General features: G+C 65.2%; 7 protein-coding genes, 1 tRNA gene and 1 pseudogene. 3 read left to right on the top strand and 6 right to left on the bottom strand.

The window, feature by feature from the left end; all coding sequences use genetic code 11:
• The first annotated feature begins 80 nt into the window (after window positions 1-80).
• Window positions 81-305 (top strand): hypothetical protein, encoded by a 225-nt coding sequence (locus AB656_RS06650; protein WP_033504166.1) that lies wholly within the window; start codon window positions 81-83, stop codon window positions 303-305.
• A 740-nt stretch (window positions 306-1,045) separates the two neighbouring features.
• On the opposite strand, the pseudogene AB656_RS08040 reads toward AB656_RS06650, so the two are convergent.
• The 5 genes and pseudogenes from AB656_RS08040 to AB656_RS06630 form a co-directional block, all read right to left on the bottom strand.
• Window positions 1,046-1,402: pseudogene (locus AB656_RS08040) on the bottom strand (PfkB family carbohydrate kinase); the annotation flags it as partial.
• 76 nt (window positions 1,403-1,478) lie between these two features.
• Entirely contained in the window at window positions 1,479-1,736 is a 258-nt protein-coding gene (locus AB656_RS08035; RefSeq protein ID WP_201777326.1) for a carbohydrate kinase family protein, read from the bottom strand.
• An 18-nt stretch (window positions 1,737-1,754) separates the two neighbouring features.
• Window positions 1,755-1,916, bottom strand: a complete 162-nt coding sequence (locus AB656_RS08030) for a PfkB family carbohydrate kinase (protein WP_269078548.1) — start codon at window positions 1,914-1,916, stop codon at window positions 1,755-1,757.
• Between the two features lie 753 nt (window positions 1,917-2,669).
• Window positions 2,670-2,743 (bottom strand) — tRNA-Gly (locus tag AB656_RS06635).
• Between the two features lie 495 nt (window positions 2,744-3,238).
• Window positions 3,239-3,709 carry a holo-ACP synthase gene (locus AB656_RS06630; RefSeq protein WP_081924989.1) on the bottom strand — a complete coding sequence of 157 codons (471 nt, stop codon included), beginning with the start codon at window positions 3,707-3,709 and terminating at the stop codon, window positions 3,239-3,241.
• 144 nt (window positions 3,710-3,853) lie between these two features.
• Between AB656_RS06630 and AB656_RS06625 the strand changes: the two genes are divergently transcribed.
• Entirely contained in the window at window positions 3,854-4,366 is a 513-nt protein-coding gene (locus tag AB656_RS06625; protein WP_051905475.1) for a TetR/AcrR family transcriptional regulator, read from the top strand.
• Window positions 4,367-4,548: 182 nt separating this feature from the next.
• The gene (locus tag AB656_RS06620) at window positions 4,549-4,812 is read left to right on the top strand and encodes a hypothetical protein (protein WP_201777324.1); all 264 of its coding nucleotides are present in this window, start codon (window positions 4,549-4,551) and stop codon (window positions 4,810-4,812) included.
• Between the two features lie 68 nt (window positions 4,813-4,880).
• Here AB656_RS06620 and AB656_RS06615 read toward each other — a convergent pair whose 3' ends face one another.
• The gene (locus tag AB656_RS06615; protein WP_033504169.1) at window positions 4,881-14,270 is read right to left on the bottom strand and encodes a type I polyketide synthase; all 9,390 of its coding nucleotides are present in this window, start codon (window positions 14,268-14,270) and stop codon (window positions 4,881-4,883) included.
• Between the last annotated feature and the right edge of the window lie 38 nt (window positions 14,271-14,308).

The raw sequence follows: 14,308 nt of genomic DNA, 5'->3' as shown, positions 1-14,308 counted from the left end.
ATATTGGACTCGCTTAACCGAAGGTCCAATACACTCGTTGCATCCAGGAAAGTACACTTCTAAGATACAAAGCACCGCCAATGATGTCAAGACATACGATGCGCGAACCCGGCAGGGCGGAGACGATCGCCGCGCCCTGCTCTGGGCTGCGCCTTGGTCCGTTGGCGGGCCGCCTCACTGGCGCTAATGCTCATGCTGTAATCGCCACCCACCCTCGATTTGTCAGCGTGGACCTGATGGCCATGTTCCTGCCGCCGAACGCGCTGTTGCTGACGGCATACATGATCAAAGAGGCGGCGGCCTGACCCGGCTTGGCTCGCCTGGCCCGAATCCGTGTTACGCGAGGGATTGTCGGCGGCTCCACTGCCCTCGTCCACATTCGGGAGAAGGAAGGGGAAGGCCATGAACCCCACGGATGGTCCACCAATCACCCTGGTCCCTAACAGCGCCAGGGAGCCGCTGATGGGGGACCGAACCGTAGTCCTCGAACTCGCCAAGCGTCGTTCGCATGCCCATATTGTTGGAGGCGACCGCCGCAAGATGCTGGGCAAAGGCACCGTCCGCGGCCTCAGCGGCAGACGCTTAGTCTTTTTTTCCGGGGGGGGGGTACATGCCCCGCAGGAGCTTAAGTCTCAAGCCGCCAAGGCGATCAGGATGGCCACCAGTCAGGGCCTTGACCAGTGAGGAGATCTGCGGATTGGGCCCTGCTTGCGCGCGTGCTACATGTCACTTCCTGCCCTCCTAGGCCGAACCCGACCCCCGGCAATCCATCAATGCCTTCACAGCCTGCAAGGGAGCGATTATGTGATATTTTCAACAACCCATGCAACCGCGAGACGCTGGAGAAAGGGCAGCGGAATAAGCTTCGCCGCCCTCCAACCCCCGCCTGCGGTAACCTTTGCGGCGGAGGCGGTGAACCAGTGGCGTATCACCGACTCCGCCAAGGGATGTACACACCAAGGCATCCCGGTACGCCACTATATCCAGCGTTTCGCATTTTATGCGCACGCATTGCCCCAGCGGCAAGGGCCTGTCACGGTATGTCTCAGCCCATATCCGCCAAGGTGGGGAAGGCATCATGGTTGCCGATCCTGCTGACTTTGATCGCAGCGGCCTTGTTGGCGAAGTTCACCGCGTTGAGGAAATTGCGGTGCTGGGAATAATTGACTGCAAGAGCCCCAGCGAAGACGTCCCCGGCACACACACTGTCGACCGCCTTGACTTTGACCGAATCGATTTCATAAATCTCACCTTCATGCAAGACCACGCTGCCGTCGGCCCCCAGCTTGACGATGACGGTACTGGGCCCCATCTTGGCTATGGCCTTAGCCGCCTCGATGGCCTGAACCCTGTCGGTTACCTTGATTCCGGTAATCCGTTCTGTCTCCTGCTGGTTGGGAGTGACGCAATCGGCTTATTGGAGGGCCTCAGGGAAGAAACCGTCGGCCGGTGCAGGGTCGAGGATGATGTACATGCCCTTACCCCCTGCCCGTTTTCAAAGCGGCCATGGCGGACTCCTTGCTGGTCTCCAACTGAAGAAGAAGCACGGGTGCCTCAATCTGTCCCAGGGTTTGACTGACCTCCTCACCGCTGATGGTGGCATTGGCTCCCAAGGTGCCGACCATCGTGTTCCCCGAAGTCTGGTCAATCTCCGCGATGAAGGTGCCAGTGCCTTCCTGAGCGCTCTTGGAGATGAATCTGGTGTCCACTCCCCAGGCGTCCAGGTCGTCGAGCATCTATTTGCCGGCCCCATCCTAGCCTAACCGGCCCAGCATGGATACCTTGCCGCCCAGTTTGGCGGCGGCCACAGCCTGGTTCGAGCCCTTGCCGCCGGGGAGCATGGCGATGCTGCGCGCGGTCGCCGTGTGCCCGTGCTCGGGGTAACGCCCCACCAGGGCTTTGACGTCGAGGTTGATGGATCCGAGAACTTAGACTAAGCCGGAGATTAAAACAGGACACCTGTAAGGCAGTAATCCGGCGAAAAAATCTTTAAGTAACAGAGCAGACGCCTTTTACCTTACCCTCACCGCTTTTGACCCCATCCCAAAATCTACGATCTCTACATCAATATGGCAGAAAGACCTTGAGGTTGAAACGTGCGGATGACTGCTAGTGACAACCATCCGCGCATTCGGAGCCTTGTCGGCAACGCCGACGTCAGCGAGACTCTTTTATACTGCCCAAGCCAAGAAGCCAAAACGGCTGCTTTGAGAATTTTGACTTCCACCACTTCGGTGTTCTGTTCCGCCGATCCCCTATCCCAATGATTCCTACACCCACCGGTTTCTGGCATGGTTACGCCCAGTCTACGATGAGTTCCCAGGATTCCCGAAACCTCAGCACAGAGCCATAGCACGAGCGACAGCGAGAGCCTTCCCACTGACTGAAGCCAAGAGGCCCGGAAGAAGGGCTGTCTGCTGGCCATCCTAGGTAGGCCGCTAAGCCCAACTCCAGCGACCCGGAAACCTCTGCGCCCCGAACGAGGGACCCGCACCGAGCAGCCATTGGCTACCGTCTCCGGAGACTCACCCCGGAGCGGACAATTGGGCGAAACCACATGATCAAACACCGGCACCAAGAGCTCGTTGCGAATAACATCACACTCGCGTAAAACCCGGGTAAAAGATTCAAATAGAGGCCTGGCCCTTTGCGCTACAAGGCATTCACAATGGAGCGGATGACGGGAATCGAACCCGCGTAATTAGTTTGGAAGACTAAGGCTCTACCATTGAGCTACATCCGCGAAGTGACTTGCTCGTTTCAGAGCTTAGCACACCCCTTTGCCTTCCCGGTTGCGCATACGCCATCAGCACCCGACCAAACGCATGAAGCAAACCAGCAGCGCATACATGACATATCCACGCCAGCCCCACAAGCCTTCTTATGAAGCGAGCCAGCCCATCCTGTCAAACTGTCCGAAACGCCAACCCCGTCCACTTCCACGTTCCATCACAGAACCGTCCGCAAACCAGAAGGGCACAAGCCCACTAATCTGCATCCAATCCCCTCCAGGCGCAACACAGACAACAAACGAACCCGCATAATCAACCCGAAAGACCGAGCTTGCAATTCACTCCCTACGGGGGGGGGGCTAACACTAACGCTTGCCCAACGGACCGGAAAAATTCAATCCACACCCCGGGGGGGGGGGGCGACACGGTCTCGTCATGCCCGCAAATGTGCTTGATCAATACCAGCCCGCAGCGCCTCATCGCGTTGCGGGCGTTTTTACCCCCCCCTACCAAACCACGAGCGCCGCCGCAGCCGAGGCCAGACCGCCGTCATGCGACAGGGAGATGCGCCAGATTGGGGCGGCTGTCAGCTCCAGTGACGAACACAGCCGGTCACGGACTTCATCGGCAAGGTAGACGCCGGGGCGGGAACGGGAATCATCCAGTATTTCAATCCCCGCCCAAGGGAAATCGTCGAGGGTGTAGGGGGCGGGGCGGGGACCAAGGGCTGCGGACCAGGCTTTAACGACCGACTCCTTGCCAGCCCAGCGGGCGGATAGATGGACGGCTTCGCTGTCGCCCTTGAATCGGGAACGCTCGGCGCACTGGCGTTGCTCGCGCGGCGAGAAGAGGTCGCGCATCCGTGAGCCAGGCTCAGCCAGTTGCTGGGCGAAGGGCTCAACGCTCACGATGTCGTGCCCAAGACCCAACAGGCGGGTAGGCGCGGGACCACCCGGCCAGGCGGGCTTTCCCTTCATCTCCTCACTCATGCTTCCAGTATGGCCTCGGCTGGGTACAGGAACAGGCCGAGCCCGGAAGCTGATTACCGGTGTGGAACTTGCATACGGCGATAACGTCCCATTTTTTGACCAATCGTTCAAGTATATGATAGGGTTGTCGCCATGGGACGACATCGCGATTTCGACACGGACCAGGCTCTGAAGCAGGCCCGCCAAGCCTTCCTGGCACACGGATACGAGGGCACCTCAATCGACGACCTAGTGAAGGCCACCGGACTCCTGCGCGGAAGTCTCTACTCCGCCTTCGGCAGCAAGCGCGGCATCTTCCTGGCCGTCCTGCGCAAAAGCCTTAAGCCCGGCAAAGCAAGTGCGGAAGCACTGGAAGTGGCATTGGTGGCGATGATGGAGCTGTCGGCCAGCGACGGGCAGATCCAAGGCCTGCTTGAACGCTATTTCGCCGCCCTGCCGCTGCCCGCACCAGCGCAAGAGGCCCAAGGACCCAGCCATGAAAGGTCGGCCCGCATAGCCCGGCTATTGGGACAAGCGCTGCTCAAACGCGCGCAGCTGAGCGAAGACGGGACTGCCTCCCAGGGCAAGCGGCCGGCGGCTAAGCAAGTGGCCCAACCACCGAGGGGCCTCCCCTCCGGCCAAGTGGACGAGCCCGACCAACGATAAACACCATGCGCCCGGCAGCCATCGGCCAGCCGGCCGCTGACTCAGAGCGCACAATCATACAAGCACTAAGGAGGCAATCATGAAGGCCAGTAATAGCGTGAGTTTCGAGGGCGACAAGCTCGTCATCGAGCCGAGGGAAATCCACAAGGTCCTCGCCCTCAAAAAAAAGAATTGAAATACCCATGTCCCATGTCTTGGGGGCCACGGAGGACCCCGGCATCCTCGATCAGCCCAAGGGCCTGCGCGACCCAGGCACCGCGGTCGGCGGCCTGTGGGCCGGCAGCTTCGTCCTCCAGGGCGAGCGCTCCTTTTGGAACGTGGCCCGCCCCGAACGTCCAGTCGTCATCCAACTCACCGGTGAGCCTTACTCCCGCCTGGTCTTAGGTGTCGCAAACCCCAGGGCCCTGGTGGACCGGATCAACGCCGCCCTCCCTGCATGGCTTTAAGAAGCTCGAACAAGCAATCCGCCGGCCCACCCCCAGTTGAGGGGCGGGCCGGCGGATTGCTTTTGCGCTCAGGCCTCGTAGTAGCCGGATTCACCCAAGCGGGCGTCGGGGTTCAGGAGCATGGCCTTCTCGACCTCGTGCGCGTCGTAGCCGGGGGCGTCCTCACGGAAGCGCCGGTTGTCAATCGACTCGTAGAGGGTGGCACGGCCCATACGGCCTTCTTGCAAGCGGCGCTGACCGGCGGCCAGCCGGGCGTTGGCCCGCCTCCGCCACTCCTCCAGGGCCTGCTCGCCCTGGCTCTGGGCGACCGCCGCCTCGAAGGCGCCCGGGTGCACAATCGCGCCGATGCCGGAGACGTGGCCGAAGCCCAGCGAGGTGACCAGGCCGGCCTTGATGGACCCCACCCGCAGCGGCTGCTCCAACCAGACCAGGTGGTCGTCCCGCCGCATCTTCGGGTCCACGCAATCCAGTGAGGCGTTGGCTGGGATGACCCCGGAGCGGAAGAGCTGCGTCAAACCATTGATCTGGAAGATGCAAGCCCCGCCCTTGGCGTGACCGGTCAGGCTCTTTTGCGAGATGACGTAGAGCGGGTTACCCTCCGTGCGCCCAATCGCGCGCGCCAAGCTGTTGTGGAGCTCGGACTCGTTGGGGTCGTTGGCGTTGGTGGACGTGTCATGCTTGGAGACCACGGCCACCTCGTCCGGCGAAACGCCCAGCTTGGCCAGCGAACGAGCCAAGTCGGACTCGGCGCCGCCCATGCCTGCCGCCAGGGCGCCCAGGCCCGGGGCGGGGATCGACGTGTGGGCACCGTCGGCGAACGAGTGGATGTATCCCACCACGCCCGCCACCGGCAGACCCATCTTGAGCGCTATGTCGCCTCGGGTCAGCAGGATCGTGCCGCCGCCCTGGGACTCCAGGAAGCCGCCGCGCCGCCGGTCGTTGGCCCGCGAGAAGAAGCGCGGGGCGATGCCTTTGGCGAGCATCTCGCCCGAATCGGCGGTCGCGTTCATGTTCCCAAAGCCGATCACCGATTCCACGCCGATGTCGTCGATGGCGCCGGTGACGACGAAGCCCGCCTTGCCCAGGGCGATCTTGTCGACGCCTTCCTCCAGGGAAACCGCGGCCGTGGCGCAGGCCGAGACCGGCTGAACCATGTTGCCGTATCCGCCGATGTACGACTGCATCACATGAGCCGCGACCACGTTGGGCAAGGCCTCTTGCAGGATGTCGGTGGGGATTTCACGGCCCAGGTAACGGTCCAGGTAGAGCTTGCGCATGGAGGCCATGCCGCCGAAACCGGTGCCCTGGGTGGACGCCAGCTTGGAGGGGTGGATGACCTGCAGCACCTCGACGGGGGTGAAGCCAGCCGACAGGTAGGCATCCACCGTGGTCACGAGGTTCCACAGGGCGATTGGGTCTACATTGCCGACCATCGAGGCGGGGATGCCCCACTTGACCGGGTCGAAGCCCTTCGGGAACTGGCCGCCGACCGTGCGGGTCATCGTGGCGCGTCGAGGCACGCGAATCTTGGAGCCTTTGCGACGGGTGACGTTCCACTCGCCCGACTCCTCGTCGCGCTCCACACCCGTGTGCTCCGGGTCCAGTTTGACGTACTCCTGGGCTATCGAAGCGGCGGGCACCGAGAAGACCACGTCGTGGTCGAGGAAGACGTCGGCCTCCTCCTCGTCCGTGCCCTGCTTATAGTCCGAGCCCATCCCATCGTCGAAGGGACGGATGCCGGAGCGGGCCACGACTTCATCATGGTAGCGCTCCGCGATGTCCTCCTCGGGCACCAAGTTGCCAGCCGCGTCGTACCAGCCGGGCTTGGGCGAATCCTGCCACTCGATCAGGCCCATGTTCCAGGCCAGTTCGAGCACGGCGGCCGCGGAGAGCTCCACCTGGCCGTCCGAATGGATGCCCAACTCGGCCTCGAAACGGGTGCGGCCGGAGCCCCAGGGGCCCATCTCGCCAATCGAGACGATGACGATTTGGTCCTCGGGCCGGGCGGTCACGCCCTTCCAGTCGGCCAAATCGACCTGGGGCTGATGGGGCACGTGCGGGGTGGGCAGGGCCTTGACGATGCGGTCCCTGTCTTGACCAGAGCCCGAGCCAGCGCCCGTTGCGCCCGCGTCAGAGCCGCTGGCGGAACTGCCGTCGCCGTCCGTGGCCTCTTGCGCCGCCTCGGCTTTCAAAGCGCGCAAGTCGATGGGCTCCTTGCCCAAGCCTCCGGTCAGGTCGGCTTGGATGGGGGCCTGGAGCGCGCGCCTGCGGGCCTCGGGCGTGCACAGGTCCAGAAGTTGGCTGGCCATCTGCTCGGTGGAGTAGGTGGTGACTCCTTGCCGCTCGACCGCCGCGACCAAGGGGTCGTTGGCGCCCATGAGCCCAGTGCCGCGCACCCAGCCGATCAGCGGATGGGCGAAGGTCACCCTGTCGGACCAGTCGCGTTCACTCCTGGAGCGGTTGACGATCGCGTCCAAAGCAGCCTTGATCTCGCCGTAAGCGCCATCGCCACCGAAAACGCCCCGGTTGGGGGAGCCCGGCAAAACCACGTGCAGCCTGTGGTCCACGTCCGTATCGGCGCCGATCCGCGCAAAACCGGCGATCATGCGCTCCAGGCCCCAGAGCATGAGTCTGGCCTGGGACTCGAAGAGCTTGCCGGAATCCGCCATCGTGCCATGCATGGGCGGCGCCGCGAAGGGCAGGAGGATGCTTGGCTCCAGAGCCGGCTTCAAGATGGTGGTCGTGGCGCCGGTGGTCTTACGCTGGGCCGAACCCACCCAGTCGACCAGGGCGTCCACATCCCGGAAGCTGGACAGGTTGGCGGGCACGATCCACAGTTTGGCGCCAGCGACCGCGTGCTCCCGGTAGAGCCGCTTGGCCCACTGGACGCTCTTCTGGTCCAGGCCGTGCAGGACGGCCACAACGGTCGCCCCACCCTCCAGAAGCCCAGCTGTGAGCGATCCGGCGATCGAATTGTCCGATACGCCGGTGACCACCGCTACATCGGTGGCGAACCGACTGGACTTGGGGTCGGCGGAGGGGTCCCGACCGGCCTCATCGGCGATGCGGGTGAAGACCTGGGCCAGATCAGCCCTGCCAGCCTGCTGCGCTTGACGCTCATACCAGACGGCTTGGGCCCCTACCTCGGGTCCGGCGCCCAGGAAGCTGGCCGCCTGACTGGATTCATCGCCCTCGAACCAGATGCGGGCAAGGTCCTCGCGGGCGGTGGCCCAGCGGTCGTCGAAGAGGACGGCCTTACGCTCATCGAAGGCCGGTTCGACCTGTTGCGGCCAATCGGAGCCAAGCTCGGCATCGACAGCGGCCACGACGGCCGCGTCCTCGTTCTCGCCCGGAGCGGGGGCAGCTGGCTTCAACCCCAGCTGATCGAGCAAGTAGCGTGCCGTGGAGGCCAGGAGGCCCTGCGAGCCGGTGACCTGGGCGGCGAAAGCGTCCAGGGCCGCGGAATCCACGACCGCCGAACCGGAGCCACCGCCAGCGCTGGGCAGGGCGACGGATACGCCCTTGGCCTGGGCCACGCGCTGCACGGCCTGGTCAATCACCGCCTTAGCCGCAGCTGGGGTGGATACCGCCTGCGTGGGCAGCTGGGCCAAGTCGCCGCCCCGCGCGGAGGACCCTTCGCGGGTGTCCAAGACCAGGCTGACGACGGTGGCCGCCGCCCAGCCGGGTCCCAGGAGCCAGTCATTGTTGACCCGCTCCTCCACCTGCTTGAGCTTGATGCCGCTGGGCCCGAAGAGGGCCTTGATCCGGTCGCGAACGATGTCGGACAGGACCGGGCCGAAGGGCTTGTAGTTGGGCGCCACCGAGTCGACCAGGGCGCTCAAGTCGCCCATCGAGGCCTCAGCAGCCCCATCCACCGAAGCCACGCCAAGCTCGGAGGAGATGTCCATCAGCAGCTGGTTGCGCCGGGAGGAGACACCGTTGGTGAGCGTATCGGTCGTGTCGCTCTCGCCAATCTGGTCAGGGCGGATTTTCGTGGAATAGGCCAGCAGGGCCTGGATCGCGTCCGAAGCCTTGAACGGGATGTCACCCACATCAGCGCCCGAAGACGCTCCCGCAGCGGGCGCGGCCGCTTGCTGGGACTGAGCTGGCGCGGCGGGCTCAGGCGCGGGGGCAGCTGGCTCGGCTGCGGATGGAGCGGGCTCGGCTGCAGCCGCCGAGGCGGGCGCAAGCTCCTCCATCTGGGTTGGCGAGGCGGGGGCGATGGGCTCGTCGTCGGCAATCGGCGCGGCCGGGTCGCTGTCGGTCAGGTAGACCCGGGCCTCGTCACGCCCCAAGTTGTAGACCGTGACCTGGCGCTCGCGCATGTCCGGCAGCTTCAAGGTCCTAGAGGCCATGTTCGCCAGGGTTGGCGAATGGCCCAGTCCGACCTCCACCAACTGCTCAACGCCCAGACCGCCCTGCTCGCGCGATCCGAACATCAGCGCCTGGGTCTCGATCCACCGCACCGGCGAAGCGAACTGCCAGGAGAGGAGCTCGGTCAGCAGGAGACGGCCCAACCGCTGGTCATCGGCCGCATAGGAGTCCCACAGGGCCGGGTCGTCCAGGACGGCCTTGATCCGCTCGGAGGGCACGACCCCCAGGATGGAGGCGGCGAAATCACGGGTCATCTCGAAGGGGCGGGCCACCAGGTTGGGGATGTACCGGCCTTCCAAGCGGCTGTAGTCGATGTGCTCAGGCAGGAGGGCGTCAAGCGTGTCGCGGAACTCCGGCACGCCCTTGCGCAGCAAGGAGGAGTGGAAGGGCACATCAATGCCAGGCACGTACATGAAGGCCGGCTTGCCGCCTGCCTCCTTGGCCCGGGCGTTGGAGTCGCGTCGCAGGTACTCCAGCCCGGCGATGGTGCCGGCGACCGCGTACTGCTGGCCAGCCAGGTTGTAGTTGACGATCTCCAGGAATTCGCCGCATTCGGCGGAGACGGACTCCACGTACTCCTTGACCCCGCTGTCATCCACCCCGAACTGGTTGGGCCGCAGGGCCCCCATCCGGTAGTTGGACCGCCCCTGCTCGTCGCGCTCAATCAGCGCGTGCATGGTCGAGCCCCGGTGGAAGACCAGCTCCAGGACGGTCTCCAGCGACATGACACCGGCGAAGGAACTCAGCGCGTTGTACTCGCCCAGGGAGTGCCCTGCGAAGTAGGCGGGCCACACGTCGGCGCCGGACTCGCGCAGGCGGGCGGTCTGGGCGAAAGCCACCGTGGCTAGGGCCACCTGGGTGAACTGGGTCAGGTTCAGAAGCCCTTCCGGATGGTGGTAAGTGACGCCTTTGGCGGTCAGGGTCTTGGGGTTATCGCGCACCACGGCCAGGATCGAGAAGCCCAGCTTGGAGCGGGTCAAGGCATCGGCGCGCTCCCAGGTGCGCTGGGCGGCGGGTGACTTGGCCCGTTCGTCCAAGACCATGCCCTGCTGCTGGATGCCCTGGCCTGGGTAGACATAGGCGGAGCGAGGGGCGCGGGCGATGGCCGTTCCGCGTGAAACGATTCCGCCGTCGATCCGGCAGGTGACTTCCAGGACCAGGCCGCCGTGGCGGACCTTGCCAACACGCTCGACCGAAATCTCGACCCTGTCGCCCAGCTGCACCATGCCGTACATGTTGTAGGTCCAGCCGGCGATCTCGTAATGGGAGCCCTGCTCGTCCGTGGCCTGCGCCGCGTGCTGGGCGGTGGCGGAGAGCCACATGCCGTGCACCAGCGGGGCCGCGAGCCCGGAGACTGCCGCCCCACGCACCGAGGTGTGGATGGGGTTGAAGTCACCGGAGGTGCGGGCGAAGGCAGTCATGTCCGTCGGGGCGGTGACGCTGACCCGACGCAGGAGCCGGCGGGGCGTATCGACCCGGTCCGCCTCGATGCCTCCATAGTCGGGGGCCGGCTGGGGCAGCTGGTCGCTGTAGGCGCGCCCGCGGATAGCGAAACGCTCCACTTCGTTAGCCAGCACCGTCCCATCGGTGGCCTGGTGGCGCACATGAATCGTGACCACGCGGCCTGAAGCGGATTCCCGGTAGTCCTCAGCCCAGGAGGTGAGCTCGATCCGCTGCCCGGCGCGACGGCACAGCTCGTCCTCATCGACCTCCAGCTCAATCAGGTGGTCCAGGTGAACCGCGTTGAGCAGGCCTTCGATAATCGGCAGCCCCTCCACGTAGACCGAACCCAAGGCCGCGTAGATGGCCGGCCAAGCGGGGCCGACCAGCGCGTCCGGCGCAATCGCCGAAGGGGTCAGGCTCGCGGGCAAGGCCGCGCCGGTGACCGCCTCGTGATCGAAGCCCAGGCTGGGGCTCAGCGTATACGAAGCATGGGCCCGTCCATACGGATAAGTGGCCTTGTCGTCCATCTGCTCGATGGCTGGCATGGCCTCCAGCCGGTCTCCGGTGATAGCGGTGTTGCCGATGCCCGCCGTGGCTTCCAGCAGGGCGTAGACGTGTTCGGGCAGGCGCTCACGATCGACCACGGGGAAGGAACCGGCGGCGCGCGGGTCCAGGGTCAGCGGGATGACGATATGGCGCACAGCATGCTTGTCCAAGCCCCCACCGGGCTCATCGTCCCAGAAGGTGTCCAGGTGGATGTCCAGGTCGTAGCGCTCAAGCCCCTGGCTAGCGCCCGCCGCGCGAATCTCGTAATGCTGATCTCCCATGGGCGTGCCATAGGCGGGGTTGTTGGTCAGATGCCCCACCCAGGAGATGTGAGGGCTGCGGCGGATGAACTCCTCGGCTGAAGCCGCGCAAGCCAGCTCGGCGTATGCCTGAACCGGCTTGGTCCGCTCCTCGCCTGCCACCCGCTCCAAGGCGGCCTGCTCGAAGCGCCCCAGGATCGAAGCGACCGGCTCATCCACGCTCGTGATGCCAGCCACGGAGATGGGGCCAGGTATGGCGCGGACCGAATCGGCGCCATAGCGCGGGTCCTCGGCTTGCCAGAGCTGGTCCTGCCCCCACCAGCGCAGCAGGTCATTGTCGATGACGGGCACGAACGGCATGGGCTTGGGGTACTCACGCACCAGCGTGGGGAACCAGGCCACGTCCGCGGGCACGACGGTGGTCTCGCTGGCCTGCGGGTAAGCCTGCCGCAGCCGGCGCAGGGCTTGCTCAGGCTCGCTCACATCATCGTGACCCGTAAAGATGGATTGGAATTCGCCCGACTCCAGCGGCTGCACGCGGGCCTCCACCCGGCGCAACAGATGCAGGAAGCGGTCGACGTAGGTGTCGTCGGCCCAGGGGTAGGAGAGCTCGGCGAAGCGCTCGGCCCACTGCTGGTAGGTCATGCCTTCCAAGTCACCGAAGTAAGGCTTGGCGGTCTTCGCGAGCGCATCGATGATCTCGTCCCGGCGATCCTGCAGCTCCTCCGGGTGCTTCATCACCCGCACCAGCAGACGGCCGCAAACGGCCGAGTCGTTCTCCAGTTCGTAAATATCCGCGTGCAGGTGGCTCAGACCGGAGCTCACGCCGCCCACGGAACCGCCAGAGGGCACCCAGCGCTCACCGAGCGGCGCGAAGGGGTCGGGGTCCGGCTGGCTCATGTCGATGCCTGGGGTGGCGACCAGGGCCCGCTTGACCTCGGGGCTGGTGCAGGCCTCGGCCGCGGTCATGGCGGCGGTGCCCACCAACACACCATCCACCGGCATGTCCGGCATCCCGTACTCGCGGGACCAGGAGCCGCTGATGTAGTCGGCGGCACGCTCGGGGGTGCCGATGCCGCCGCCCGCGACCAGGACGATGTTGGGGCGCTCGCGCACCTGGGCGTAGGTGGAGATCAGGAGGTCGTCCAGGGATTCCCAGGAGTGGTGGCCTCCGGCAGCGCCGCCCTCCACCTGCATCAGGATGGGCTTGGGGGCCACCTGCTTGGCGATGGCGACAACCTGGCGAATCTGGTCGACCGTGCCCGGCTTGAAGGCCACATAGGGGAAGCCCTCAGCCATCAGGCGGTCGATCAGAGCCTGGGCCTCGTCCTGCTCGGGGATGCCTGCGGAGATGACCACTCCGTCGATTGGCGCGCCCGACTCACGCTTCTTGGAAACGATGCGTTGGGAGCCGAACTGGAGGTTCCACAGGTAGCGGTCCATGAACATCGCGTTGAACTCCACGGTGCGACCTTCATCCAGCTCGTCCTCCAGCTGGCGCATATGGCGGTCGAAGACCTCGGCGGACACCTGGCCGCCGCCAGCCAGCTCGGCCCAGTAGCCGGCGTTGGCCGCAGCCGCGACGATTCCCGGCTCCACGGTGGTGGGCGTCATGCCCGCCAGGAGCACCGGGGGCTTGCCGGTCAGCCTGCTGAAAGCGGTCGAAATCCTGCGTCCGGCAGGCGTATCAATGACGCTGGGCTTGAACCGCCGCCAATCCTGGCTGCGCTCAGGCTCCCCCTCCAGGGTGGACAGGGCCGCGCGCTGCGCGGCTGTCGCGGCTTCCACGATGCCGATGCCGGTGCCCTGGGTCAGGCTGGAGACCAGCTTGCCCACGGTCTCCCCCGGACCCAGGTCCACCAGCCAAAGCTGGCTGGGGTCGTTGGACTCCAGCACGGAACGCACCTGCCCGGCCCAGTCGGCGTGGTTGACCAGGACTTCCTGGGCCAGGAGCTGGGCCCGGTCGGCGTCCAGACCGCAGCGGCCAGCCCAGTCCAGGCATTCATCCACCGCGTCCGCCATCAACGACGAATGGAAGGGCAGGCTGACATCCAGGTACTCCAGGACCGGAGCGAAGGGCGTGCCGCCGCGCACTTTCTCCTCGCGCATCTTGGCCTGGCGGTCAGCCTCTTTGCCTACTTCGATTTCGAACGCGGCCAGGTCCTGCGGATATCCCGACAGGACCAGCTGGCGGTCGGAGTTGGTGACGGCCACGCCAATCGGGCCCTTCGGCGAAGGGACGCGGCTAATGAGGATGTCCACCTGCCGACGGGTGGCGCCGCGCACCGAAAGCATGGGGGTGGCTTCGCCTTGGGCGTGGATGCCGAGCCTACGGGCCTGACGGGTGCCGGCCGCGCCAATCAGCATGGCAGTGGCCAGGATGCGGTCGATCTCTCCTTCCGCGGCCTGGATGGACCCTGCCTCTTGGATGGCCTGGGCCATGTGGACGCCGATGATGCCCTGCGAGTGGCCCAGGACGGCCAAGGGGCGTGCCGAGGCGAAGTCGTACCCAAGCCGGTCCAAGTCGATCAAAGCCCCCAGCTGAGTCAGGGCGATGCCAGGCACGGAAGCGGAGGCGTCGGCGGCGGCGCCCAGCTTCGCGCCCTTGGGCTGGTAGCCGAACAGGTCGAGCGGCTTCCCGTCGGTAGCCAGCAGGTCCGCCGCCACTGCGGTCAGCATCCGGCGCGCTGATTCGGCGTGCCCCTTGAGGGCCTCCTCCAACGTCGGGTCCTGGCACAGGTCAGCCAGGGCTGAGGGCCAGGGAGTGGACTGGCCAGCGAAGATGAGGGCGTGAGGCTGGTCGGCCAGGCGGTTGATGAAGAATGCGTTTGTCATGTTGTCCTATTTCTCGTTCGGTGCGGCTCTATGGGTGT

It is taken from the genome of Bifidobacterium actinocoloniiforme DSM 22766 (genome assembly GCF_001263395.1).
Lineage (GTDB): Bacteria > Actinomycetota > Actinomycetes > Actinomycetales > Bifidobacteriaceae > Bombiscardovia > Bombiscardovia actinocoloniiformis.
Note: the sequence above shows the minus strand (reverse complement) of the source record. Positions and strands in the feature narration are given on the sequence as shown.